The sequence below is a fragment of the Salmonella sp. A29-2 genome, from assembly GCF_020150755.1.
Taxonomy (GTDB): domain Bacteria; phylum Pseudomonadota; class Gammaproteobacteria; order Enterobacterales; family Enterobacteriaceae; genus Salmonella; species Salmonella enterica.
On sequence record NZ_CP083731.1, the window covers coordinates 1,020,820 to 1,046,452 of the forward strand.

The window sequence follows — 25,633 nt, forward strand, 5'->3', positions numbered from 1 at the left end:
AGGAGTAAGTAATGGATTATCAAAATAATGTCAGCGAAGAACGTGTTGCGGAAATGATTTGGGATGCCGTTAGTGAAGGCGCCACGCTAAAAGACGTTCATGGGATCCCTCAAGATATGATGGACGGTTTATATGCTCATGCTTATGAGTTTTATAACCAGGGACGACTGGATGAAGCTGAGACATTCTTTCGTTTCTTATGCATTTATGATTTTTACAATCCCGATTACACCATGGGACTGGCGGCGGTATGCCAACTGAAAAAACAATTTCAGAAAGCATGTGACCTTTATGCAGTAGCGTTTACGTTACTTAAAAATGATTATCGCCCCGTTTTTTTTACCGGGCAGTGTCAATTATTAATGCGTAAGGCGGCAAAAGCCAGACAGTGTTTTGAACTTGTCAATGAACGTACTGAAGATGAGTCTCTGCGGGCAAAAGCGTTGGTCTATCTGGAGGCGCTAAAAACGGCGGAGACAGAGCAGCACAGTGAACAAGAAAAGGAATAATTATGGTAAATGACGCAAGTAGCATTAGCCGTAGCGGATATACCCAAAATCCGCGCCTCGCTGAGGCGGCTTTTGAGGGCGTTCGTAAGAACACGGACTTTTTAAAAGCGGCGGATAAAGCTTTTAAAGATGTGGTGGCAACGAAAGCGGGCGACCTTAAAGCCGGAACAAAGTCCGGCGAGAGCGCTATTAATACGGTGAGTCTAAAGCCGCCTACGGACGCCGCCCGGGAAAAACTCTCCAGCGAAGGGCAATTGACGTTACTGCTTGGCAAGTTAATGACGCTACTGGGCGATGTTTCGCTGTCTCAACTGGAGTCTCGTCTGGCGGTATGGCAGGCGATGATTGAGTCACAAAAAGAGATGGGGATTCAGGTATCGAAAGAATTCCAGACGGCTCTGGGAGAGGCTCAGGAGGCGACGGATCTCTATGAAGCCAGTATCAAAAAGACGGATACCGCCAAGAGTGTTTATGACGCTGCGGCCAAAAAACTGACGCAGGCGCAAAATAAATTGCAATCGCTGGACCCGGCTGACCCCGGCTATGCACAAGCTGAAGCCGCGGTAGAACAGGCAGGAAAAGAAGCGACAGAGGCGAAAGAGGCATTAGATAAGGCCACGGATGCGGCGGTTAAAGCAGGCACAGACGCCAAAGCGAAAGCCGAGAAAGCGGATAACATTCTGACTAAATTCCAGGGAACGGCTAATGCCGCCTCTCAGAATCAGGTTTCCCAGGGTGAGCAGGATAATCTGTCAAATGTCGCCCGCCTCACTATGCTCATGGCCATGTTTATTGAGATTGTGGGCAAAAATACGGAAGAAAGCCTGCAAAACGATCTTGCGCTTTTCAACGCCTTGCAGGAAGGGCGTCAGGCGGAGATGGAAAAGAAATCGGCTGAATTTCAGGAAGAGACGCGCAAAGCCGAGGAAACGAACCGCATTATGGGATGTATCGGGAAAGTCCTCGGCGCGCTGCTAACCATTGTCAGCGTTGTGGCCGCTGTTTTTACCGGTGGGGCGAGTCTGGCGCTGGCTGCGGTGGGACTTGCGGTAATGGTGGCCGATGAAATTGTGAAGGCGGCGACGGGGGTGTCGTTTATTCAGCAGGCGCTAAACCCGATTATGGAGCATGTGCTGAAGCCGTTAATGGAGCTGATTGGCAAGGCGATTACCAAAGCGCTGGAAGGATTAGGCGTCGATAAGAAAACGGCAGAGATGGCCGGCAGCATTGTTGGTGCGATTGTTGCCGCTATTGCGATGGTAGCGGTCATTGTGGTGGTCGCAGTTGTCGGGAAAGGCGCGGCGGCGAAACTGGGTAACGCGCTGAGCAAAATGATGGGCGAAACGATTAAGAAGTTGGTGCCTAACGTGCTGAAACAGTTGGCACAAAACGGCAGCAAACTCTTTACCCAGGGGATGCAACGTATTACTAGCGGCCTGGGTAATGTGGGTAGCAAGATGGGCCTGCAAACGAATGCCTTAAGTAAAGAGCTGGTAGGTAATACCCTAAATAAAGTGGCGTTGGGCATGGAAGTCACGAATACCGCAGCCCAGTCAGCCGGTGGTGTTGCCGAGGGCGTATTTATTAAAAATGCCAGCGAGGCGCTTGCTGATTTTATGCTCGCCCGTTTTGCCATGGATCAGATTCAGCAGTGGCTTAAACAATCCGTAGAAATATTTGGTGAAAACCAGAAGGTAACGGCGGAACTGCAAAAAGCCATGTCTTCTGCGGTACAGCAAAATGCGGATGCTTCGCGTTTTATTCTGCGCCAGAGTCGCGCATAAAAACTGCCAAAATAAAGGGAGAAAAATATGTTAATTAGTAATGTGGGAGTAAATCCCGCCGCTTATTTAAATAATCATTCTGTTGAGAATAGTTCACAGACAGCTTCGCAATCCGTTAGCGCTAAAGATATTCTGAATAGTATTGGTATTAGCAGCAGTAAAGTCAGTGACCTGGGGTTGAGTCCTACACTGAGCGCGCCTGCGCCAGGGGTATTAACGCAAACCCCCGGAACGATCACGTCCTTTTTAAAAGCCAGTATTCAAAATACCGACATGAATCAGGATTTGAATGCCCTGGCAAATAATGTCACGACTAAAGCGAATGAGGTTGTGCAAACCCAGTTACGCGAGCAGCAGGCAGAAGTCGGAAAGTTTTTTGATATTAGCGGAATGTCTTCCAGTGCCGTTGCGCTGTTGGCTGCCGCGAATACGTTAATGCTGACGTTGAACCAGGCTGATAGCAAACTGTCTGGTAAGTTGTCATTAGTCAGCTTTGATGCAGCTAAAACGACGGCAAGCTCCATGATGCGCGAAGGGATGAATGCGTTGTCCGGTAGTATTTCCCAGAGCGCGCTTCAGTTGGGGATCACTGGCGTGGGCGCCAAACTGGAATATAAGGGGCTGCAGAATGAAAGAGGCGCGCTTAAACATAATGCCGCGAAGATCGATAAACTGACCACTGAAAGCCACAGTATTAAAAACGTGCTGAACGGGCAGAATAGCGTCAAACTCGGTGCTGAAGGCGTCGATTCTCTGAAATCGTTAAATATGAAGAAAACCGGTACCGATGCGACGAAAAATCTTAATGATGCGACGCTTAAATCTAATGCCGGAACCAGCGCCACGGAAAGTCTGGGTATTAAAGACAGTAATAAACAAATCTCCCCTGAACATCAGGCTATTCTGTCGAAACGTCTTGAGTCTGTCGAATCCGATATTCGTCTTGAGCAGAATACCATGGATATGACCCGAATTGATGCGCGCAAGATGCAGATGACGGGCGATCTGATTATGAAAAACTCAGTTACGGTCGGTGGTATTGCAGGGGCGTCCGGGCAGTACGCCGCTACTCAGGAACGTTCCGAGCAGCAAATTAGCCAGGTGAATAACCGTGTTGCCAGCACCGCATCGGACGAAGCCCGTGAAAGTTCACGTAAATCGACCAGCCTGATTCAGGAAATGCTGAAAACAATGGAGAGCATTAACCAGTCGAAAGCATCCGCACTTGCTGCTATCGCAGGCAATATTCGCGCTTAATCTGAAAGGTCATCTATACGCCATCATGGGTGTGATTTAATCGCGCTCCTGATGGCGAACTGGGGATATTATGCTTAATATTCAAAATTATTCCGCTTCTCCTCATCCGGGGATCGTTGCCGAACGGCCGCAGACTCCCTCGGCGAGCGAGCATGTCGAGGTTGCCGTGGTACCGTCTACCACAGAACATCGCGGCACAGATATCATTTCATTATCGCAGGCGGCTACTAAAATCCAGCAGGCACAGCAGACGCTGCAGTCAACGCTACCGATTTCTGAAGAGAATAATGACGAGCGCACGCTGGCGCGCCAACAGTTGACCAGCAGCCTGAATGCGCTGGCGAAGTCCGGCGTGTCATTATCCGCAGAACAAAATGAGAACCTGCGGAGCGCGTTTTCTGCGCCGACGTCGGCCTTATTTAGCGCTTCGCCTATGGCGCAGTCGAGAACAACCATTTCTGATGCTGAGATTTGGGATATGGTTTCCCAAAATATATCGGCGATAGGTGACAGCTATCTGGGCGTTTATGAAAACGTTGTCGCAGTCTATACCGATTTTTATCAGGCCTTCAGTGACATTCTGTCCAAAATGGGAGGCTGGTTATTACCAGGTAAGGACGGTAATACCGTTAAGCTAGATGTTACCTCACTCAAAAATGATTTAAACAGTTTAGTCAATAAATATAATCAAATAAACAGTAATACCGTTTTATTCCCAGCGCAGTCAGGCAGCGGCGTTAAAGTAGCTACTGAAGCGGAAGCGAGACAGTGGCTCAGTGAATTGAATTTGCCGAATAGCTGCCTGAAATCTTATGGATCCGGTTATGTCGTCACCGTTGATCTGACGCCATTACAAAAAATGGTTCAGGATATTGATGGTTTAGGCGCGCCGGGAAAAGATTCAAAACTCGAAATGGATAACGCCAAATATCAAGCCTGGCAGTCGGGTTTTAAAGCGCAGGAAGAAAATCTGAAAACCACATTACAGACGCTGACGCAAAAATATAGCAATGCCAATTCATTATACGACAACCTGGTAAAAGTGCTGAGCAGTACGATAAGTAGCAGCCTGGAAACCGCCAAAAGCTTCCTGCAAGGATAACAGAAGAGGATATTAATAATGGTTACAAGTGTAAGGACTCAGCCCCCCGTCATAATGCCAGGTATGCAGGCCGAGATCAAAACGCAGGCCACGAATCTTGCGGCGAATCTTTCCGCAGTCAGAGAAAGTGCCACAACGACGCTGTCAGGGGAAATTAGAGGCCCGCAACTGGAAGATTTTCCCGCGCTGATCAAACAGGCGAGTCTGGATGCGTTGTTTAAATGCGGGAAAGACGCTGAGGCGTTAAAAGAAGTTTTTACCAATTCAAATAATGTCGCCGGTAAGAAAGCGATAATGGAGTTTGCCGGGCTCTTTCGTTCAGCGCTCAACGCCACCAGTGATTCTCCTGCGGCGAAGACGCTACTGATGAAGGTGGGGGCAGAGTATACCGCGCAAATCATAAAAGATGGCCTGAAAGAAAAGTCAGCTTTTGGGCCATGGCTGCCAGAAACAAAGAAAGCGGAAGCGAAGCTGGAAAACCTGGAAAAGCAGCTGTTAGATATCATCAAAAATAACACTGGCGGTGAATTAAGTAAATTATCGACGAATCTTGTTATGCAGGAGGTGATGCCCTATATTGCCAGCTGCATTGAACATAACTTTGGCTGTACGTTGGATCCGTTAACCCGCAGCAGTCTTACGCAGCTTGTTGACAAAGCGGCGGCGAAGGCGGTTGAGGCGCTTGATATGTGCCACCAAAAATTAACGCAAGAGCAGGGTACCAGCGTAGGACGGGAAGCCCGGCACCTTGAAACGCAAACGTTGATACCCCTGCTGCTACGTAATGTTTTTGCACAAATTCCTGCAGATAAACTGCCTGACCCTAAAATTCCGGAACCTGCGGCTGGACCAGTACCTGATGGTGGGAAAAAAGCAGAACCTACGGGTATTAATATCAATATTAATATTGATAGCAGTAGCCATAGCGTGGATAACAGTAAGCATATTAACAATAGCCGAAGCCATGTCGATAATAGCCAGCGCCATATCGATAATAGCAACCATGATAATAGCCGGAAGACGATTGATAATAGCCGAACATTTATTGATAACAGCCAACGCCATGGCGAGTCACACCATTCGACTAACAGCAGTAACGTAAGTCATAGTCATTCGCGTGTGGATTCGACTACGCATCAAACGGAGACGGCACACAGCGCCAGCACAGGGGCAATTGACCATGGCATCGCGGGTAAAATTGACGTCACGGCTCATGCGACGGCAGAGGCTGTGACCAATTCTTCATCCGAAAGTAAAGATGGAAAGGTGGTCACGTCAGAAAAGGGCACTACGGGTGAAACACCCTCTTTTGATGAAGTTGATGGCGTAACCAGCAAGAACATTATCGGCAAGCCTGTACAGGCCACGGTGCACGGCGTTGATGATAATAAACAGCAAAGCCAGACGGCAGAGATTGTGAATGTGAAGCCGCTTGCCAGTCAACTGGCTGGCGTCGAGAATGTTAAAATCGATACCTTACAATCAGACTCGACGGTAATTACAGGTAATAAAGCCGGTACGACCGATAATGATAATAGCCAGACAGATAAGACTGGCCCATTTTCTGGTTTGAAGTTTAAGCAAAATAGTTTCCTCTCAACAGTACCGAGCGTTACGAATATGCATTCAATGCATTTCGACGCCCGTGAGACGTTTTTGGGGGTGATACGTAAAGCCCTGGAGCCGGATGCCTCTACACCGTTTCCTGTACGCAGAGCGTTTGACGGCTTGCGTGCGGAAATATTACCCAATGACACGATAAAGAGTGCAGCGTTGAAAGCGCAATGTAGCGATATTGACAAGCACCCAGAATTGAAAGCGAAAATGGATACGCTTAAAGAGGTCATTACTCATCATCCACAAAAAGAAAAACTGGCTGAGATTGCACAGCAGTTTGCCAGAGAGGCGGGGCTGACCAGGCTAAAAGGGGAAACTGACTATGTGTTAAGTAATGTGCTGGACGGCCTTATCGGAGACGGCAGCTGGCGAGCTGGCCCGGCTTACGAGTCATACCTGAATAAACCTGGCGTGGATCGGGTTATTACTACCGTTGATGGCTTGCACATGCAGCGTTAATTAACCGGGAAAGATGCGATGAATATGGATATTGAAGCAAGAGTCAAAAAAGTGATCACCTCCTGTATTGCCGTTGATGTTGATAGTATCAATGGTCAGACCCATCTGGTTGAGGATCTTTACGCTGACTCATTGGATTTAATTGATATTGTATTTGGTCTTAGTGAGGAGTTTGACATTAGTTGTAATGAAAACGATCTTCCTGATATGACGACCTTTGCGGATATATGTCGTGTTGTTAAAAAAAGTCTTGAGTCCAGGGTGTAGTATTTTTCTCTCGCTCGACAACAATTGAACAAGATTAATTGTTATGAAAATCATCACACATGTAGTACCCGGTTCAGGTATGGCTGCAATATATGATGATATTGCTGACAGTTCGCGTTTTGTTATTAAAGGCAAGTTACGTCATGTTGAAAATGATCCGAAGGAGCTGCTGATATGTGTTCCGATGCGTAGTGAATGGCTATTCTACTGGATTAAAGGAGAGAAATATTGCGCCCGGCGATGGGCGCGAAAATGCATCAAAACATCATGTAACCAGATTAAATTTGAAGAAGCAATCTTATAAAAGATATAATTCAAGAGGAAAGTAAATTGCAAGCACACCAGGATATTATCGCTAATATTGGTGAGAAATTGGGTTTACCGCTCACTTTTGACGACAACAATCAGTGCTTATTACTACTCGATAGCGATATTTTTACGTCTATTGAAGCTAAAGATGATATCTGGTTATTGAACGGTATGATTATACCGTTATCGCCTGTTTGTGGCGATTCTATCTGGCGGCAGATTATGGTGATTAATGGTGAACTGGCTGCGAATAATGAAGGTACGTTAGCGTATATTGATGCTGCAGAGACGTTGTTGTTTATACATGCAATTACCGATCTGACAAATACTTACCATATTATATCGCAGCTTGAGTCATTTGTGAATCAGCAGGAAGCGCTCAAAAACATACTGCAGGAATATGCTAAAGTATGAGGAGAGAAAATTGAATAATTTAACGTTGTCTTCGTTTTCAAAAGTTGGTGTGTCGAATGATGCCCGACTTTATATTGCTAAGGAAAATACTGATAAGGCATATGTTGCGCCTGAAAAATTTTCGTCAAAAGTATTAACCTGGCTTGGAAAAATGCCGTTATTTAAAAACACTGAAGTGGTGCAAAAACATACGGAAAATATCAGAGTACAGGACCAAAAGATTTTACAGACATTTCTCCATGCACTAACGGAAAAATATGGGGAAACAGCGGTTAATGACGCACTGTTAATGTCCCGTATAAATATGAACAAACCCCTTACCCAACGTTTAGCAGTGCAGATCACGGAGTGTGTAAAAGCTGCTGACGAAGGGTTTATAAACCTTATTAATAGCAAGGATAATGTTGGTGTCAGGAATGCCGCTTTAGTCATAAAAGGCGGCGATACAAAAGTGGCAGAAAAAAATAACGATGTTGGAGCAGAAAGTAAGCAACCTTTACTCGATATCGCGCTAAAGGGACTTAAAAGAACATTACCGCAACTGGAACAAATGGATGGAAATAGCCTGCGAGAAAACTTCCAGGAGATGGCTTCAGGTAACGGCCCGCTGCGTTCATTAATGACGAATTTACAGAATTTAAATAAAATTCCAGAGGCTAAACAACTTAATGATTATGTTACAACGTTAACAAATATTCAGATAGGAGCAGACAGGTTCTCACAATGGGGAACCTGTGGGGGAGTGGTTGAGAGGTGGATTGATAAAGCCTCTACCCATGAATTAACCCAGGCTGTAAAAAAAATTCACGTTATTGCTAAAGAACTGAAAAACGTTACAGCTGAACTTGAGAAAATAAAAGCCGGCGCGCCAATGCCACAGACGATGAGCGGACCGACACTGGGCCTGGCACGGTTTGCGGTCAGCAGCATTCCAATTAATCAGCAAACCCAGGTGAAACTGAGCGATGGAATGCCTGTGCCAGTGAATACGTTAACTTTTGACGGTAAGCCTGTGGCATTAGCCGGTTCGTACCCAAAAAATACGCCGGACGCGCTGGAAGCGCATATGAAAATGCTTCTTGAAAAAGAATGCTCGTGCCTGGTGGTGTTAACGTCGGAAGATCAGATGCAGGCAAAACAATTACCACCCTATTTCAGAGGGAGCTACACCTTTGGCGAGGTGCATACCAACAGCCAAAAAGTGAGCTCAGCCAGTCAGGGAGGTGCGGTAGACCAATACAATATGCAACTGTCCTGCGGAGAAAAGCAGTATACAATCCCGGTATTACATGTCAAAAATTGGCCAGATCACCAGCCGTTACCGTCTACTAATCAGTTAGAATACCTGGCGGATATTGTGAAAAATAGTAACCAAAATGGCGCGCCGGGGCGTAGTTCATCAGATAAGCATTTACCGATGATTCATTGTCTGGGCGGAGTGGGAAGAACCGGAACGATGGCGGCGGCCCTTGTACTTAAGGATAATCCTCATAGTAATCTGGAGCAGGTACGTGCAGATTTCCGGGATTCACGGAACAATAGAATGCTGGAAGACGCCTCACAGTTTGTACAACTAAAAGCAATGCAAGCCCAGTTGCTTATGACGACGGCAAGCTGATAAAAATATAGCTTACTTTTAGAACTATCTGAAAGTAAGCTATTCCTGTCTCATTATTTGTTTACCGCGATAGAAAGTCTTTTGTTTTTCTCTTCTGCTGACATCCCTTTTAATTTTCTGTAATTCTCCCAAACTTTTTTAGCATAACGTTTCCTTATATCCGATCGTTTCGGTGACGTCCCCGCATTATAAGCGCCAACGGCCTCCCAGCTATAACCGTAGATTTTCATCATATCTGATAAAATGGATGCGCCCACAATGACAGAAATGCAGGGATCCTGTAACAACTGTTTTTCACTAATCCCCATTTTTTTCAGCCTTTTCATATGGAAGCTGTTAATTTGCATCAGGCCAAGATCGGTTGAACCATCTCGGTTATGACCAATGGCGCCAGGTTTCATCGCTGATTCCTGCTGGGCGATAGCGTAAAGTAGCTCGGATTCAATATTGAACATTTTTTCAGCCTGAAGCCAGCAATCAGCCCATGCTGTATTTATGCTAAGCAACCAGATTACGATGATAAAAAAATAATGCATATCTCCTCTCTCAGATTTTACCGTAATTTAATCAAGCGGGGATCCTGTTTCCATCTTTTGAACCAAATATTGTCTTCGTTTTTAAATTTATTCCACATTTTCTCGGCAATAGCTTCGCCGTGGGCAACCAGCACTAACGGTAATAATCCCGGATTATTATCAATACGCTGTTCGCTTTCCAGAAACTCTCTTATCGTCGGTAAGGCACGCTCACTATTCTGACAGTATTCAGCATAAAGAAGATTAACAGCAATAAGCCCTGTTATTTCCTGCGTGGATATTTCTTTAGTTAATTTTCGTGCCAGTTCATGTTTACCTTTAAGCGAAAGGAACATAACCTGCATACTTAATAATATTGGATTATCCTGCAAGTGTTGTGAGCGTAATTCATCGCCTAAACGTATAGCATCATCAATACCGGTATGATAATAGGTAATCCACAGCTTAGTGATCCCTGCGGCTGCGCGCGTTGGATCCAATTTTAAACACTCGTTAATCGTTTGTAAGGCCTCCTCCAACTGACCAGCCATGAAAAGATTCCAGCCATAATAATATTTAATATCTGCAGAGATGGGCGAAAGTAAGTTAGCTTGTTTGAATAGCAAACTCCCGACGATGTATTCTGAATGAATCGTATTAATTAGCCCCAGTAATCCTAAAGCTTGTGGATTATTGTGGTCCAGCTCTGTCGCCTTAATCGCATGTTCTTTAGCTTTTATCATGGCATTTTGTTTATCAAAAATCCCCATTTGCGCCATGCTGAGGTAGCATTCTGCCAGCGCACAGTAAGGCGCAATGCTGTTTGGCGACATGTTAACGCATTGAGTCAGCAATTTAAGCGCTTGCTGTAAGCTATAGGGGGTGTATTGATTTAACTCATGCTTACCGCGTAAGTAAACCATAGTACTGTCAATCGAATTTAGCTCGCTAATCTGCTTTGTGTCCCAGCGAAGTCCGGGAATACATCTGAGCAAAAGATTCGCAATTTTGTTTTGCAAGAGAGAAGCGGGTTGGTGTTCTATCAACTTAATGCTTTCCTGGTGCAGCAGGTGATAACCTTTAACCCGAACTATCTCGATCTGTACAATGTTATCATTACCATCGGGTATCATCTGCCCGGAGATATAATAATCGGGGCGTAATTGATCCATGAGCTCGAGAATATCCTTAACACTACGGCAGTTCTTCGTAATGGTCACCGGCAGCACGCTCAGGCCAAAGGGCGCATACTGCGATAATCCCTTCACGATAGAGTAATGCAGACTCTCGGATTGAACCTGATCCTGCATCTGAAAAGGAAGTATCGCCAATGTATGAGTCGTAGGTTGCGGCGCTGGCGGAGACACCACTACGACCGGACGATTAAACCGATAGCCCTGTCCGTACAGTGTTTCAATGTAACGATGCTCTTTATCTTCCGACAGAATACGTCGTAAGGCATAAATACAGCGGGTAAGAGATTCTTCGTTAACTTCCGCGTCGCCCCATACCTGGTCCAGTAAGGTGTTTTTACTCACAATCTCGCCGGCGGCTTCGAGCAGGATGACCAGAACGGCATATTCTTTTGGCGGAATATTGACTTTCTTTTCTGAGCGTAGCAGGGAGCCGTCCATGTTGAGTATGAAATCATCAAAGACGAATTTTTTATTCGATACAGGAACAGGATTAAAATGTGGCATGATAATAGTGTATTCTCTTACAGGGTGAAAAGTTATAATAGCTAATACAAGTCGTTAGGATAGAATCTACTGTTTCAGTAATTCTGCTGTTAGTACTAACGGTCAGGTTGAGCTTTTATTATGAGCTTAATGTCATATTGTACGGGCTCGGGTTTATATGTTTTTAACATTTGATTATTTAGCTTATGCCTGTGCTTTAAATAACTGACATGTTGGTAATAATATTGTTATAACTAACCGTGATTATCGAATGGACGCTGTCGTATATCCTGGAGCAGAGAGTCAGCGCCGGGCATCTAAATATTTACATATTTAACTTGGCCTCATTGCAATAGAGATTAGTTTTGTAGCTATCTTACTGCATTTTTTGGGGGTGTAAATGCTGCTTATTATATCTTCATGGTTAATGGTCTGATAATTACACCATCAGAACCATTTTTCTCGAAGATTTCCACTAAATGACCATTCGTTGGAAGTTTAAGAGTGTAATTTGTCTTAGGTGTCAAAATATAAATGAAAGACTGTTTTTAATGGTGCGCTTATTTTTATATTTTTTTGCAAAATAATGATATCGTCTTTTCTTTACTCCTTTCAGCTATAGCGTCAAAAAGGCAGGGGGGTTATGAGCAGTATCATCCTCAGGCTGGCCCCCAGGCATTATATCGATATCAGGAGGAAGAGAAGAGGTATGCCTGGCAGAAAGCTAACAAGCGTGACTGTTTCGGTGTAGACCGTTCAGGCAAATAGTTCTCATAGGGAACGGATGATGTATAAATATGAATAAAATGCCGGCCTTAATCCACAGGGTTAAAGCCGGAAGGAGATAGTGTCATCTGGACGAATTCTTACGCTGTGAATAAGGCAATATCGGTTTACCAGTCATCATAGCGATGACAAGTTCACAAAAATCGTGTTATATAATCAGCCTTACTTTAAATTACCAGAGATATCAGTATAAGCTGTCTTCCGGACAGAACAATGATATTAAATAGCCTCCCATCCTGATATAGCGTGTTAATGCGCAGTCTGAATTTTAAATTATTACAATTTTAATAAAAATCTTTACTTGAGTGACAGATACAAAAAATGTTAATGGTTCGCCATTTTTATGAATGTCGATGGCGTAGTTTTAAAATATTTTTTGAAACATTGAATGAAGTAGGACGTGCTGTCATAACCACATTTTAATGCTACAGCATTAACATTATGGTTGCCTATGCGTAAAAGTTTTGCTGCCTGATTCATTCTTGCCGATAAGTAGATGTCGCTAAAGCTGGTACCTTCTTCTGCAAGTTTCCGTTTGAGCGTTGACGTACTCATAAATATATGATCGGCAACATCCGTAAGCTTCCACTGTCTACTGGGTGACGAAGATATAATGTTGTAAACGCGCTCCTTTAACGTTATCTGAGCCGAGCTAAGGATGATCTCATAACTCTCCGGGAGTCGGAGAAAAGCAGTAAGCAGGAACAGCAGAAAATAAGGAATTAACTCTTCATTTTCAATACAACTCTTGTTGTTACAGTTACTGCAACCTTTGCTTGTATCCTTCGTACAGGAGAACGCCGTTTTCAGATGTTCAAATACCTCTCTTCTGGCAGGAAAGTCAGGCGTATAGAAAATTTTCTGCGCTTTCTCTGTGGGTACCGCCATTTTGGTTTGCTGCTCGTTTGGGATAAGTGCATAGAGAGCGCCAAGTCGTTGCGTCGGTATCTCGAGTATATCGAAATCCATGTGGCCATTGACCTCTTCAAGCGTCACGTTAACTACCTGCTCTTTTTTGAGCACCAACATCCCAGGTTCGTCACAGTAAATCGTATCGTGATTATTGCTAATCGTCAGTTTACCGCTCCGAAAGCAAACTAAAGTGAAACTGCTTACATAAAGATTTTTGATGGTAACCTGCTGAGTCTGACTTTTAATTTGCTGCCGGGTATTTGTCAAAAGTGATTTTAATTTCTGTAAGTTATCTGCGGCAGGACGCTGATGACTATTACTTACAAAGGTTACATTTTCCATATTATCCCTTTGTTGATGTTATTTTAATGTTCCTTACTGGTATCCTACTGAAAAAATCTGAGTTGTAAATGCTCTTTATTAGCGTGTGTTGGCAATGGTCTGATTGTTACACCAAAAGAACCCAAATTTGGGTAATTTATCTACAGTAGTTTAAGCCCCAATGGGGATGATGGTTCTTTTAATATGTGTTGAGACGCATTATACAGAATAAATTGATTTTATTTCTCACTTTTCATTCTATTTTCATCAGGAATCCCTGTGTCCTGTGCGGTAATCTGCTGCTATCGAGAACGACAGACATCGCTAACAGTATATATGGAAACATCAAAAGAGAAGACGATAACAAGCCCTGGGCCATACATAGTTCGATTACTTAACAGCTCACTGAACGGCTGTGAGTTTCCATTGCTGACAGGCCGAACACTCTTTGTGGTAGGTCAGAGTGATGCGCTCACTGCTTCAGGCCAACTCCCTGATATACCTGCCGATAGCTTTTTTATCCCGCTGGACCATGGCGGAGTAAATTTTGAAATCCAGGTGGATACGGATGCGACCGAAATTATACTCCATGAGCTGAAAGAAGGAAATTCTGAATCTCGTTCGGTGCAATTAAATACGCCAATACAGGTCGGTGAATTGCTTATCCTGATTCGCCCGGAAAGCGAGCCGTGGGTGCCCGAGCAGCCAGAGAAGTTAGAAACGTCTGCAAAAAAGAACGAGCCGCGTTTTAAAAACGGAATTGTAGCCGCACTGGCCGGGTTTTTTATATTGGGAATTGGGACGGTGGGGACGTTATGGATACTTAACTCGCCGCAGCGGCAGGCCGCAGAGCTCGATTCGTTATTGGGGCAGGAGAAGGAGCGCTTTCAGGTGTTGCCAGGACGGGACAAAATGCTCTATGTCGCTGCGCAAAATGAAAGAGATACGCTGTGGGCTCGTCAGGTTTTAGCGAGGGGCGATTATGATAAAAATGCGCGAGTGATTAACGAAAACGAAGAAAATAAGCGTATCTCTACCTGGCTGGATACCTATTATCCGCAGCTGGCTTATTATCGGCTTCATTTCGATGAGCCGCGTAAACCCGTTTTCTGGCTAAGCCGCCAGCGAAACACGATGAGCAAGAAAGAGCTCGAGGTGTTAAGTCAAAAGCTGAGAGCGCTAATGCCTTACGCGGATTCGGTTAACATCACGTTGATGGACGATGTTACCGCCGCAGGCCAGGCGGAAGCGGGGCTAAAACAGCAGGCGTTACCTTATTCCCGCAGGAATCATAAGGGGGGCGTAACGTTTGTTATTCAGGGGGCGCTCGATGATGTAGAAATACTCAGAGCCCGTCAATTTGTCGATAGCTATTACCGCACATGGGGAGGACGCTATGTGCAGTTTGCGATCGAATTAAAAGATGACTGGCTCAAGGGGCGCTCATTTCAGTACGGGGCGGAAGGTTATATCAAAATGAGCCCAGGCCATTGGTATTTCCCAAGCCCACTTTAATTTAACGCAAATAAGGAAGTCATTATGGCAACACCTTGGTCAGGCTATCTGGATGACGTCTCAGCAAAATTTGATACGGGCGTTCAGGATCTACAAACGCAGGTAACAGATGCGCTGGATAAATTAGCAGCAAAACCCTCCGATCCGGCGCTACTGGCGGCGTATCAGAGTAAGCTCTCGGAATATAACTTGTACCGTAACGCGCAATCGAACACGGTAAAAGTCTTTAAGGATATTGATGCTGCCATTATTCAGAACTTCCGTTAATCAGTTATAAGGTGGATTATGTCGATTGCAACTATTGTCCCTGAGAATGCCGTTATAGGGCAGGCGGTCAATATCAGGTCTATGGAAACGGACATTGTCTCGCTGGATGACCGGCTACTCCAGGCTTTTTCTGGTTCGGCGATTGCCACGGCTGTGGATAAACAGACGATTACCAACAGGATTGAGGACCCTAATCTGGTGACGGATCCTAAAGAGCTGGCTATTTCGCAAGAGATGATTTCAGATTATAACCTGTATGTTTCTATGGTAAGTACCCTTACTCGTAAAGGAGTCGGGGCTGTTGAAACGCTATTACGCTCATGATTCGTCGATATCTATATACCTTTCTGCTGGTAATGACCCTTGCCGGCTGTAAGGATAAGGATCTTTTAAAAGGACTGGACCAGGAACAGGCTAATGAGGTCATTGCCGTTCTGCAAATGCACAATATAGAGGCGAATAAAATTGATAGCGGAAAATTGGGCTATAGCATTACTGTTGCTGAGCCTGATTTTACCGCTGCGGTGTACTGGATTAAAACTTATCAGCTTCCTCCCCGGCCACGGGTGGAAATAGCGCAGATGTTCCCGGCGGATTCGCTGGTATCGTCTCCGCGAGCTGAAAAGGCCAGGTTATATTCGGCTATTGAACAGCGACTGGAACAGTCATTACAGACGATGGAGGGCGTGCTCTCCGCCAGGGTCCATATTAGTTATGATATTGATGCTGGTGAAAATGGCCGCCCGCCAAAACCTGTTCATCTGTCGGCATTAGCCGTATATGAACGAGGTTCGCCGCTTGCGCATCAGATCAGCGATATCAAGCGTTTCTTAAAGAATAGTTTTGCCGATGTGGATTATGACAACATTTCTGTTGTGTTGTCAGAACGTTCTGATGCCCAATTACAGGCTCCCGGCACACCAGTAAAACGTAATTCTTTTGCAACCAGTTGGATTGTGTTGATTATTTTGTTATCCGTGATGTCAGCAGGCTTTGGCGTCTGGTATTACAAAAACCATTATGCCCGCAATAAGAAAGGCATAACGGCTGATGATAAGGCGAAATCGTCAAATGAATAGGCAGCCATTACCCATTATCTGGCAAAGAATCATTTTTGATCCGTTATCGTATATCCATCCTCAGCGATTGCAGATAGCGCCGGAAATGATTGTCAGACCCGCCGCCAGGGCGGCGGCAAATGAGTTAATACTGGCGGCATGGCGGCTTAAGAACGGAGAAAAGGAGTGTATTCAAAACTCACTGACGCAGCTGTGGCTGCGTCAGTGGCGCCGACTGCCGCAAGTAGCGTATTTACTCGGTTGCCATAAACTGAGAGCCGATCTGGCAAGGCAGGGAGCCTTGCTTGGCCTGCCGGATTGGGCGCAAGCATTTTTGGCAATGCATCAGGGAACAAGTTTATCTGTCTGCAATAAGGCGCCGAATCACCAGTTTTTACTTAGCGTCGGGTATGCACAGTTAAATGCCCTGAATGAATTTTTACCTGAATCTTTAGCACAGCGTTTTCCTTTGCTTTTTCCTCCATTTATTGAGGAGGCATCGAAGCAGGATGCTGTAGAAATGTCAATTTTGCTACTGGCCTTACAATATGCTCAAAAATATCCCAATTCCGTCCCCGCTTTCGCCTGTTGAGGGGATACTGATAAAGCGTAAAACGCTGGAACGTTATTTCTCTATTGAAAGATTAGAACAGCAGGCGCATCAACGGGCTAAGCGTATTTTGCGAGAGGCGGAAGAAGAGGCAAAGACCTTGCGGATGTACGCCTATCAGGAAGGTTACGAGCAGGGAATGATAGACGCGTTACAGCAGGTCGCCGCTTATCTTACTGATAATCAGACAATGGCCTGGAAGTGGATGGAAAAAATACAGATTTATGCCCGCGAGTTATTTTCAGCTGCGGTCGACCATCCCGAAACGCTTTTAACCGTCCTGGATGAGTGGCTAAGGGATTTCGATAAGCCTGAGGGGCAACTTTTTTTAACACTACCAGTTAATGCGAAAAAAGATCACCAAAAACTGATGGTGTTGCTTATGGAGAACTGGCCTGGCACTTTTAATCTTAAATATCATCAGGAACAGCGCTTTATCATGAGTTGCGGCGATCAGATCGCAGAATTTTCACCTGAACAATTTGTTGAAACGGCAGTAGGCGTCATTAAGCATCATCTTGATGAACTACCACAAGACTGCCGGACAATTTCTGATAAAGCCATTAACGCACTTATTGATGAATGGAAGACAAAAACGCAAGCATTGTAAAATGGAGGTTATAAGGTGATACCGGGTACGATTCCGACTTCTTATTTGGTCCCGACAGCGGATACTGAAGCGACGGGTGTGGTTTCGTTGAGTGCCAGGGCCGCTATGCTGAATAATGTGGATAGCGCGCCTTTAAGCAATGGCGGCGACGTTGATCTTTATGATGCATTCTACCAACGACTTTTGGCGCTTCCTGAGTCAGCCTCTTCTGAAACGCTTAAAGATAGCATTTATCAGGAGATGAATGCCTTCAAAGATCCTAAAAGTGGTGATTCGGCTTTTGTTTCTTTTGAGCAGCAAACGGCTATGCTACAAAACATGTTAGCAAAAGTTGAACCGGGCACCCATTTATATGAGGCTTTAAACGGGGTATTAGTTGGTACATTGAATGCACAGTTACAAATGACCTCCTGGATGCAGGAGATTATTTTATCGGGCGGGGAAAACAAAGAGGCAATTGACTGGTGAACCCCCCATTGCTGGCGATTTGTGATAAGGTATGGTGTATATATTAGCAAATAATGCAGAAAATGCACCATGCCAGTGTATCTATCTTATTGATGTATATGGATTATTAAGGTATCTACCAGGCGTTTTATTCTGAAATGATTATATTAATATTGTAAGCTTCCATTACAAAATTGTGCATAAAGTTTGTAAGAGTATCTTTTTGTGACGAAATGAACGCGCGTTGGAATGTAATTATTGGCTATAATAATAAAAAAATCGGATTTAAATCATCTCTGTGAGTTTTAATTATTTGTTTATAAGAATATAACGATTTTGAGTTCCTTATAGCACACAGGATAAAATATGGTATTGCCTTCAATGAATAAATCAGTTGAGGCCATTAGCAATAATCACCTTCAACAGCCGAACAAATTTCCATTAATAAATGGATTAGCTGACGTAAGAGACTATTATGTCGCAAACTGCTTATTATTTAAACTTAATAAAGGCAGTTTGCGAATTGAAAACGAATTTGGGGAGTTCATCGAACAATCTGCGCCGTGTTTATTTTTATTGGAAAAAGATCAAACAATCACTCTTAGTATGAGCGAAATAGAAGGGCATATTGATTTTTCTTCACTGGAAGTTTCCTATGACTTAATGCAAAAATTCTACAAAGTTTTTTACAGTACAAGAAACTATAATGATCGAGAGCTATCATTAAAAACGAAACCAAAGTATTTTTTTCATGCGGACTTGTTGCCAGGGATGAGTGATACTTTTGACTCTATTTTGCATGGTGTGGCATGTCCACGGGTTTGTAGTAACGTGAGTATTGATGATCATGATTATTCATATTTCTCATTGATGTATCTTATATCGGCATTTGTACGTAAGCCCGGTGGGTTTGACTTCCTTGAGCGAGCAATAAAAATTACGACAAAAGAGAAAGTTTATAACATTATTATCAGCGATCTCACCCGCAAATGGTCACAGGCTGAGGTGGCAGGAAAGCTGTTTATGAGCGTATCAAGTCTGAAGCGAAAACTGGCCGCTGAAGAGGTGAGTTTTAGCAAAATATACCTAGATGCTCGTATGAATCAGGCTATAAAATTATTACGTATGGGTGCTGGAAATATTTCACAAGTCGCGACGATGTGTGGCTATGATACGCCTTCTTATTTTATCGCTATTTTTAAACGGCATTTTAAGATTACACCGCTTAGCTTTATGCGTACGATGAACCATTGATTTGTGAAATTATTTTAAACGTTACTATCTGTTTGCGTTACAGATACCAAATATTTTTTTAATCGTAGTGTATATTTCAGTATCGCTACACCAGTGATATATAGTTAATGAAAGGGAATCGAAAGCGTTCATTGTCAGACATACATGGCCGCCAGGCGCCGGGCAATGGTTGTACTCTAAGAGATTACAGTAAAGTAAAACAGCAAATTTAATCATTATCAGATTTGTAAAAGGAATTCATTTCGGTAACGACATTGCGCATGTAATAACGTATCTGGTCTTATTACCTTTGTAGTAAGAAGGCGTTATCTACTTGCGCAGTAGTCGCCCAGGAAGAAAAATCATTACCGAAGCTGTGGTCAGTTTTCAAAAAAGGATAAATAAATGAGAAATGTAATTATATACGGTATTAACTGGACTAATTGTTATGCCCTTCAGTCTATTTTTAAGCAAAAATATCCGGAAAAGTGCGTTAAAACGTGTAACTCATTAACCGCACTTTTGCATTCTCTATCCGATATGCCGGACGCCGGGCTGATTTTAGCTTTGAACCCGCATGAGCATGTTTATCTTTTTCATGCGTTGCAGACGCGGTTGCAGAACCGTAAAGTTTTGGTAGTGGCAGATCGCTTGTATTATATCGATCGCTGTGTGCTGCAATATTTTGGCGTTATGGATTATGTTTTAAAAGACGAACTATCCTGCGCTATCCGCTCGGATCGAGAGAAGCTTCGTCTTCCGGAAGCCTGGCTGCGTTTCTGCCACAGGCCACAAAAGAAAACCGTGGCTGCTACGTATGCTTTTAATGCCGGCGAGACGCCGGAAGAGGTATTGTTTAATATCAATCAATACGCCTGGTGGAATCTACCTCCCGGCGTCACTCAGGCGAAATATGCGCTGCTGATATTATTATCCTCGGGACATCCGGCAATTGAACTGGCGAAAAAATTTGGTCTGGGAACAAAAACCGTCAGCATTTATCGTAAGAAGGTTATGTATCGTTTGGGGATGGACTCTTCACCGCTATCGCTGTTCCGGGGACTGAAACTAGACGCGCATTTACAGCGCACTGCTTTTGCACATAACCCTGCTGTACCTGACGATAATTGCGCGTTACCGATTGCGGTAGGAATGCATTAAAATATTTTTTATCATTTATGACCATGTGTTGAGCTTTTATTATAAAAAAGATTTTTTGAGTAGTAATTCGTATATATAATCATCTGGAGGTGATTGGTTGCCTGGCTCAATCATTGAGGCATATTTTTGCGGGCAATATATTGAATCTGAAAAGTTAAAGATGATATTTTCGGTGCAGGAGCTATCATGTGGAGGGAAAAGTATGCTAAGTCCTACGGCTCGTAATATGGGGGCGAGTTTATCGCCTCAGCCTGACGTCAGCGGGGAGCTAAACACCGAAGCATTGACCTGTATTGTTGAGCGTCTGGAAAGTGAAATTATAGATGGCAGCTGGATTCATATCAGTTACGAGGAAACCGATCTCGAAATGATGCCTTTTCTTGTTGCACAGGCCAATAAGAAGTATCCAGAGTTAAATCTTAAATTTGTTATGTCAGTCCATGAGCTTGTTTCCTCTATAAAGGAGACCAGAATGGAAGGCGTTGAATCTGCCCAATTTCTCGTAAATATGGGAAGTTCAGGTATCCATATTTCAGTCGTCGATTTTAGAGTTATGGACGGAAAGACATCGGTGATTTTGTTCGAACCAGCAGCGTGTAGCGCTTTTGGACCTGCTTTACTGGCGTTGAGGACCAAAGCAGCTCTTGAACGTGAACAACTGCCTGATTGTTATTTTGCTATGGTCGAGCTGGACATTCAACGAAGCTCTTCTGAATGCGGTATTTTTAGCCTGGTGCTCGCCAAAAAACTTCAGCTTGAATTTATGAACTTAGTAAAAATTCATGAAGATAATATTTGTGAACGTCTGTGTGGTGAAGAACCTTTTCTCCCGTCCGATAAAGCAGACCGCTATCTGCCGGTGAGTTTTTACAAACATACTCAAGGCGTACAACGATTAAATGAATATGTGGAGGCCAATCCGGCGGCGGGAAGCAGTATAGTAAACAAAAAGAATGAAACGCTTTATGAGCGATTCGATAACAATGCCGTTATGCTAAACGATAAAAAACTCTCTATATCCGCTCATAAAAAAAGGATAGCTGAATATAAGTCTTTACTTAAGCCGTAATGAAATTATAAGGTTGCCTGCCAGAGAAAATACTTCCAGCGCCATAAGACTACTCTATATTATGACCGTATGTTTCCTGAATAGCAGGCAAAAAAGTGTTAACCTTGCGCCTCTGGTACGATTTCATTACGCCTGTCGCGCCATGTTGCGTAAATAAATACCGCAATAAACACGATGGCAAATAATACCACGATGGTCGGCGCTGGCGCGCTATCAAGATAAAAAGACAGATAGACGCCCGCAAAAGCGGTAATAACTGACAGACTCACCGCTAATCCCAGCGCGCGCGCAAAGCGTCGCGTCAGCAAAATGGCAATTGCGCCGGGGGCGATAAGTAGTGAGATTGACAGAATAATGCCCACCGATTTCAGCGTGGCGACGATAGTCAGCGCAATCATACATAGCAGGCCATAATGCAGTAGCGTGGTATTCAGCCCGCTGGCTTTCGCCTGGTGCGGGTCAAAAGCGTGTAGCAGGAGATCTTTCCATTTCAGCCCTATGATTAACGCAATACCCAGTGCAATAACTGACGTTTGTACGATATCCCCCAGCGATACGCCCAGCATATCCCCAAACAGGATGTGATCCAGATGCACTTCCGATTGAATAGAAACATAGAGCACCAGACCTGCGCCAAACATCCCGGAAAAGACGATGCCCATCACCGTATCACGTTTGATGCGGCTGTTATCGTCCAGATAGCCGGTCGCGATAGCGCAAAATAATCCGGCAATGAAGGCGCCAATCGCCAGGGGGATCCCCACAATATATGCCAGCACGACCCCGGGGAATACCGCATGACTCATTGCATCGCCCATTAACGCCCAGCCTTTTAACACTAAAAACACGGACAGTAAGGCGCAGGGAATCGCCACAATGACCGAAACCATAAGGGCGTTCACCATAAAATCAAACTGAAAGGGTTCCAGTAACGTTGTTAAGAACATGTCGGCTCCTTCTGCAGGCGGGCGCGTCGACGGTTGGCTAACAGACCGTGTTTCGGGGCGAAAATAAAGGCTATGATGAACAGTAAGGTTTGCATGACGACAATAATTCCACCCGTGGCGCCATCCAGCCAGTAGCTAAGCCATGCGCCCAGAAAACTGGTCAGGCTGCCAATCACGACGGCAATCATGAGCAGACGTGGAAAACGGTCGGTGAGTAACCAGGCCGTCGCGCCCGGCGTGACGACGAGACAGATCACCAGGAACGCCCCAACGGTTTGCAGGGCCGCCACGGTAGAGACGGACAATAGAGTGAAAAACAACAGCTTTAGTCGACCCGGATTAAGCCCGATAGAACGCGCATGGGTTTCATCGAAAAAGACGACCATCAGATCTTTCCACTTTAACAGCAGAATCGTCAGCGAGACTGCGCCGATAATCGCCAGTTGCGCAATATCCGCTGGCGCGATCGCCAGCACGTTGCCGAGAATAATCGTCTGGATATTCACCGACATCGGATTTAGCGACACCATAAAAAGGCCGACGCCAAAAAAAGAGGAGAAGATAAGCCCGATAATCGCGTCTTCTTTCAGGCGTGAGCGTTGGTTAAGAAAGAGCATACTGCCTGCCGCCAGTCCGCCGGAAAGAAACGCGCCGAGCGAGAAGGGCAGCCCTAACATCCAGGCGCCAGCGACGCCAGGCACAATAGAGTGAGATAGCGCATCGCCAATGAGCGACCAGCCTTTGAGCATCAAATAGCAGGAGAGAAACGCGCACAGACCGCCCACCATCGCGGAGACCCACATCGCGTTGAGCATATACTGGTAGCCAAACGGCTCAACAAGCCAGTTCATGACGATTTTCCTCCGCTGGCCACGCGCCGGGAAATAAAGGGGCGCTCGTCATCGGTGATGATGTGCTCTTCGCCTCCGCTTAGCGCGATATGACGTAGAACGCCGCTAAACGCCTGTTCCAGATTCGCGGCGGTAAACGTGGTTTCGGTAGGGCCGCTGGCCAGTACGGTTCCTTTAATCATTACCGTATAGTCGCAAAACTCGGTGACGGAGCCGAGATTATGCGTTGAGACCAGCATCGTGCGGCCTTCATCGCGCAGTTCCCGCAGTAGATCGATGATTCGCGCTTCGGTTTTTACATCCACGCCGGTAAAAGGTTCATCCAGCAGGATTACCTGTCCATCCTGAGCGATGGCCCTGGCAAGAAACACACGTTTTTTCTGCCCGCCGGACAGCTCGCCAATCTGCCTGTGACGATATTCCTGCATATCCACCCGCGCCAGCGCGGCGTCAACACAGGCGTGATCATGCGCAGTGGGACGGCGTAGCCAGCCCATATGGCCGTAGCGTCCCATCATCACCACATCTTCTACCAGCACCGGAAATGACCAGTCCACTTCTTCTGATTGCGGAACATAAGCAATGAGGTTTTTTTTCAGCGCCTTGTTGACTGACTGTTGCAGGATAGTGATATCGCCCTGCGCAAGATGCACAAAGCCCATTAACGCTTTAAATAACGTAGACTTACCGGAGCCATTTACGCCTACCAGCGCGGCGATTGAACCGCCTGGCACCTGAAAAGTGGCGTCCCGTAGGGCGGTATGACCGTTGCGATACGTCACCGTGACTTGATCAACGGTAATCGCAGATTGACTCATTGTTGACTCCTCAGTCCGTCGTTAATGCCGTTGACGATGGTTTCGGTCGTGACGCGCAGCAGATCCAGATAGGTTGGCACAGGGCCGTCAGCGGCGCTCAGAGAATCGACATACAGCACGCCGCCATAATGCGCGCCGGATTCACGCGCGACCTGACGGGCCGGTTTATCGGAAACCGTACTCTCGCTAAAGATGGCGGGAATATGGTGCTTTTTAATGGTATCAATCACTTTACGCACCTGTTTTGGCGTCCCCTGTTGATCGGCGTTAATTGGCCAGAGATACAGCTCTTTCATGTCATTATCGCGCGCCAGGTAAGAGAACGCGCCTTCACTGGTGACCAGCCAGCGCTGATCGGCGGGAATTTTTTCCAGTTCGGCACGCAACGGATCGGCCATCTGGCGAATTTTCGCTTTATAGCGTTCGGCGTTTTGCTTATAGATCTGCGCATTATCCGGATCGTACTTCACCAGGGCGTCGCGAATGTTATCGACATAAATCAGCGCGTTTTCTGCCGACATCCAGGCGTGCGGGTTCGGTTTACCGTTATACGGGCCTTCGGTAATGCCCATCGGTTTGACACCGGTGGAGACGATGACTTCCGGTACGCCGGAAAGGTGCTGATAAAAGCGGGCGAACCATCGCTCCAGGTTCAGACCATTCGCGAGGATAAGCTGCGCCCCCTGCGCTCGTTTAATATCGCCGGGCGTTGGCTGATACTCATGGATTTCAGCGCCGGGCTTGGTAATTGAGCTGACTTCCGCTGCGTCGCCCGCCACGTTTTTCGCCATGTCGGCAATAACGGTAAACGTGGTGATGACTTTAAATTTCTCTTTTGCATAGGCTGGCGATAGCGCGAGTATCGCGACAATACCGGCAATCAGGAGTGTTTTCAGACGATGTAGATTCGTCATAGTATCCCTCGCAACAATGTGGTTAATTAATCATCGAATATAGCCTTTGCTATGTTATATAGCACAAGGCATGAATAAATGAAAATAATTCTTATTTGCGAAATGGCGACGATATGCAGTGATAGTGCTAAAGAGGGATAAGGTGTAAAATAAATACACCTTAATGTTCGGAGAGAGCACGATGCCTGGTAAACGTATCGCTCGTGAAAAACTGACGATCAAAAAAATGATCGCGCTGTATGAAAGCCAGTGCCCACAGGCGTCAGCGGTGCAGGGGCATTACGAGGCGCTATTCGCCTACGCGCAAAAACGTCTTGATAAATGCGTATTTGGCGAGGAAAAACCCGCCTGTAAGCAGTGCCCGGTGCACTGCTATCAGCCGGCTAAACGCGAGGAGATGAAGCAGATTATGCGTTGGGCAGGTCCGCGAATGCTTTGGCGACACCCTGTCCTGACCGTGCGGCACCTTATCGACGATAAGCGCCCCGTTCCGGAATTGCCGGAAAAATATCAGCGCAAGAAGTGAAGGGGAAGCGCCAGGCCTACGGCGCGCATCATCTCCTGGCCGGATCAGATCCGGCAAC

Annotated in this window: 27 protein-coding genes; 20 read left to right on the top strand and 7 right to left on the bottom strand. The window is 45.4% G+C overall.

Translation table 11 applies throughout. The features are described 5' to 3' along the window. Nucleotides 1-11: 11 nt before the first annotated feature. The 9 genes from sicA to sptP all read left to right on the top strand — a co-directional run bounded on the left by sicA (nucleotide 12) and on the right by sptP (nucleotide 9,336). The gene (gene sicA / locus K8W53_RS04955; RefSeq protein ID WP_000386309.1) at nucleotides 12-509 is read left to right on the top strand and encodes a SycD/LcrH family type III secretion system chaperone SicA; all 498 of its coding nucleotides are present in this window, start codon (nucleotides 12-14) and stop codon (nucleotides 507-509) included. A gap of 2 nt (nucleotides 510-511) precedes the next feature. Further along, on the top strand, nucleotides 512-2,293 hold the full coding sequence (sipB, locus tag K8W53_RS04960) for an SPI-1 type III secretion system needle tip complex protein SipB (RefSeq protein ID WP_023225043.1): 1,782 nt from the start codon (nucleotides 512-514) through the stop codon (nucleotides 2,291-2,293). 27 nt (nucleotides 2,294-2,320) lie between these two features. Further along, nucleotides 2,321-3,550, top strand: a complete 1,230-nt coding sequence (sipC, locus tag K8W53_RS04965) for an SPI-1 type III secretion system needle tip complex protein SipC (protein WP_000909028.1) — start codon at nucleotides 2,321-2,323, stop codon at nucleotides 3,548-3,550. A gap of 70 nt (nucleotides 3,551-3,620) precedes the next feature. Then, nucleotides 3,621-4,652 carry an SPI-1 type III secretion system needle tip complex protein SipD gene (gene sipD, locus K8W53_RS04970; RefSeq protein WP_020899142.1) on the top strand — a complete coding sequence of 344 codons (1,032 nt, stop codon included), beginning with the start codon at nucleotides 3,621-3,623 and terminating at the stop codon, nucleotides 4,650-4,652. 18 nt (nucleotides 4,653-4,670) lie between these two features. Continuing rightward, complete coding sequence (gene sipA / locus K8W53_RS04975; protein ID WP_023225044.1) at nucleotides 4,671-6,728, top strand: SPI-1 type III secretion system effector SipA; 2,058 nt, start codon at nucleotides 4,671-4,673, stop codon at nucleotides 6,726-6,728. Nucleotides 6,729-6,746: 18 nt separating this feature from the next. After that, a complete protein-coding gene (locus K8W53_RS04980; protein ID WP_001055579.1) occupies nucleotides 6,747-6,995 on the top strand; it encodes an acyl carrier protein in 249 nt (82 codons plus the stop codon). Between the two features lie 43 nt (nucleotides 6,996-7,038). Continuing rightward, nucleotides 7,039-7,299, top strand: a complete 261-nt coding sequence (locus K8W53_RS04985; protein ID WP_000692252.1) for a hypothetical protein — start codon at nucleotides 7,039-7,041, stop codon at nucleotides 7,297-7,299. A gap of 26 nt (nucleotides 7,300-7,325) precedes the next feature. After that, nucleotides 7,326-7,718: a chaperone SicP gene (gene sicP / locus K8W53_RS04990; protein ID WP_001147851.1), complete on the top strand. Its 393-nt coding sequence runs from the start codon at nucleotides 7,326-7,328 to the stop codon at nucleotides 7,716-7,718. Next, nucleotides 7,705-9,336 (top strand): SPI-1 type III secretion system effector GTPase-activating protein SptP, encoded by a 1,632-nt coding sequence (sptP, locus tag K8W53_RS04995; RefSeq protein ID WP_023181879.1) that lies wholly within the window; start codon nucleotides 7,705-7,707, stop codon nucleotides 9,334-9,336. Before sicP ends, sptP begins: the two co-directional genes overlap by 14 nt. Before the next feature lie 53 nt (nucleotides 9,337-9,389). Here sptP and iagB read toward each other — a convergent pair whose 3' ends face one another. The 3 genes from iagB to hilD all read right to left on the bottom strand — a co-directional run bounded on the left by iagB (nucleotide 9,390) and on the right by hilD (nucleotide 13,570). After that, the gene (gene iagB / locus K8W53_RS05000; protein WP_023138963.1) at nucleotides 9,390-9,872 is read right to left on the bottom strand and encodes an SPI-1 type III secretion system invasion protein IagB; all 483 of its coding nucleotides are present in this window, start codon (nucleotides 9,870-9,872) and stop codon (nucleotides 9,390-9,392) included. 17 nt (nucleotides 9,873-9,889) lie between these two features. Continuing rightward, a complete protein-coding gene (hilA, locus tag K8W53_RS05005; protein ID WP_001120085.1) occupies nucleotides 9,890-11,551 on the bottom strand; it encodes a transcriptional regulator HilA in 1,662 nt (553 codons plus the stop codon). Between the two features lie 1,089 nt (nucleotides 11,552-12,640). Next, nucleotides 12,641-13,570, bottom strand: a complete 930-nt coding sequence (gene hilD, locus K8W53_RS05010) for a transcriptional regulator HilD (protein WP_000432699.1) — start codon at nucleotides 13,568-13,570, stop codon at nucleotides 12,641-12,643. Between the two features lie 315 nt (nucleotides 13,571-13,885). Between hilD and prgH the strand changes: the two genes are divergently transcribed. The 10 genes from prgH to avrA all read left to right on the top strand — a co-directional run bounded on the left by prgH (nucleotide 13,886) and on the right by avrA (nucleotide 21,519). Next, on the top strand, nucleotides 13,886-15,064 hold the full coding sequence (gene prgH, locus K8W53_RS05015) for a type III secretion system inner membrane ring protein PrgH (protein ID WP_000450196.1): 1,179 nt from the start codon (nucleotides 13,886-13,888) through the stop codon (nucleotides 15,062-15,064). Between the two features lie 24 nt (nucleotides 15,065-15,088). Continuing rightward, a complete protein-coding gene (gene prgI, locus K8W53_RS05020; protein ID WP_000235229.1) occupies nucleotides 15,089-15,331 on the top strand; it encodes a type III secretion system needle filament protein PrgI in 243 nt (80 codons plus the stop codon). An 18-nt stretch (nucleotides 15,332-15,349) separates the two neighbouring features. After that, complete coding sequence (gene prgJ / locus K8W53_RS05025; protein ID WP_000020431.1) at nucleotides 15,350-15,655, top strand: type III secretion system inner rod protein PrgJ; 306 nt, start codon at nucleotides 15,350-15,352, stop codon at nucleotides 15,653-15,655. After that, the gene (prgK, locus tag K8W53_RS05030) at nucleotides 15,652-16,410 is read left to right on the top strand and encodes a type III secretion system inner membrane ring lipoprotein PrgK (protein WP_000621238.1); all 759 of its coding nucleotides are present in this window, start codon (nucleotides 15,652-15,654) and stop codon (nucleotides 16,408-16,410) included. Before prgJ ends, prgK begins: the two co-directional genes overlap by 4 nt. Continuing rightward, entirely contained in the window at nucleotides 16,382-16,981 is a 600-nt protein-coding gene (gene orgA / locus K8W53_RS05035) for an oxygen-regulated invasion protein OrgA (RefSeq protein ID WP_077907222.1), read from the top strand. Before prgK ends, orgA begins: the two co-directional genes overlap by 29 nt. After that, nucleotides 16,938-17,609, top strand: a complete 672-nt coding sequence (gene orgB / locus K8W53_RS05040) for a type III secretion system linker protein OrgB (protein ID WP_161400175.1) — start codon at nucleotides 16,938-16,940, stop codon at nucleotides 17,607-17,609. Before orgA ends, orgB begins: the two co-directional genes overlap by 44 nt. Nucleotides 17,610-17,624: 15 nt before the next feature. Beyond that, on the top strand, nucleotides 17,625-18,077 hold the full coding sequence (locus K8W53_RS05045; RefSeq protein ID WP_058654789.1) for a type III secretion system effector protein OrgC: 453 nt from the start codon (nucleotides 17,625-17,627) through the stop codon (nucleotides 18,075-18,077). Nucleotides 18,078-18,422: 345 nt separating this feature from the next. Further along, on the top strand, nucleotides 18,423-19,310 hold the full coding sequence (gene hilC / locus K8W53_RS05050; protein WP_000243998.1) for an invasion transcriptional regulator HilC: 888 nt from the start codon (nucleotides 18,423-18,425) through the stop codon (nucleotides 19,308-19,310). 384 nt (nucleotides 19,311-19,694) lie between these two features. Beyond that, nucleotides 19,695-20,450, top strand: coding sequence for a transcriptional regulator SprB (gene sprB / locus K8W53_RS05055; protein ID WP_023225048.1), 756 nt, complete (start codon nucleotides 19,695-19,697; stop codon nucleotides 20,448-20,450). A 160-nt stretch (nucleotides 20,451-20,610) separates the two neighbouring features. After that, nucleotides 20,611-21,519, top strand: coding sequence for a type III secretion system YopJ family effector AvrA (gene avrA, locus K8W53_RS05060; RefSeq protein ID WP_077944509.1), 909 nt, complete (start codon nucleotides 20,611-20,613; stop codon nucleotides 21,517-21,519). A gap of 98 nt (nucleotides 21,520-21,617) precedes the next feature. Here avrA and sitD read toward each other — a convergent pair whose 3' ends face one another. Genes sitD through sitA form a run of 4 tightly spaced genes read right to left on the bottom strand, consistent with a single transcriptional unit; the run spans nucleotide 21,618 to nucleotide 25,049 of the window. After that, nucleotides 21,618-22,466, bottom strand: coding sequence for an iron/manganese ABC transporter permease subunit SitD (sitD, locus tag K8W53_RS05065; RefSeq protein WP_000480209.1), 849 nt, complete (start codon nucleotides 22,464-22,466; stop codon nucleotides 21,618-21,620). Continuing rightward, nucleotides 22,457-23,317: an iron/manganese ABC transporter permease subunit SitC gene (sitC, locus tag K8W53_RS05070; protein WP_023225049.1), complete on the bottom strand. Its 861-nt coding sequence runs from the start codon at nucleotides 23,315-23,317 to the stop codon at nucleotides 22,457-22,459. Before sitC ends, sitD begins: the two co-directional genes overlap by 10 nt. Then, nucleotides 23,314-24,135 (bottom strand): iron/manganese ABC transporter ATP-binding protein SitB, encoded by an 822-nt coding sequence (gene sitB, locus K8W53_RS05075; RefSeq protein ID WP_000083153.1) that lies wholly within the window; start codon nucleotides 24,133-24,135, stop codon nucleotides 23,314-23,316. The genes sitC and sitB overlap by 4 nt, the downstream gene beginning before the upstream one ends. Next, the gene (gene sitA / locus K8W53_RS05080; RefSeq protein WP_000182929.1) at nucleotides 24,132-25,049 is read right to left on the bottom strand and encodes an iron/manganese ABC transporter substrate-binding protein SitA; all 918 of its coding nucleotides are present in this window, start codon (nucleotides 25,047-25,049) and stop codon (nucleotides 24,132-24,134) included. Before sitA ends, sitB begins: the two co-directional genes overlap by 4 nt. Before the next feature lie 181 nt (nucleotides 25,050-25,230). On the opposite strand from sitA, the gene K8W53_RS05085 reads away from it, so the two are divergent. Next, nucleotides 25,231-25,575 (top strand): nitrous oxide-stimulated promoter family protein, encoded by a 345-nt coding sequence (locus tag K8W53_RS05085; protein WP_001117944.1) that lies wholly within the window; start codon nucleotides 25,231-25,233, stop codon nucleotides 25,573-25,575. Nucleotides 25,576-25,633 lie beyond the last annotated feature (58 nt).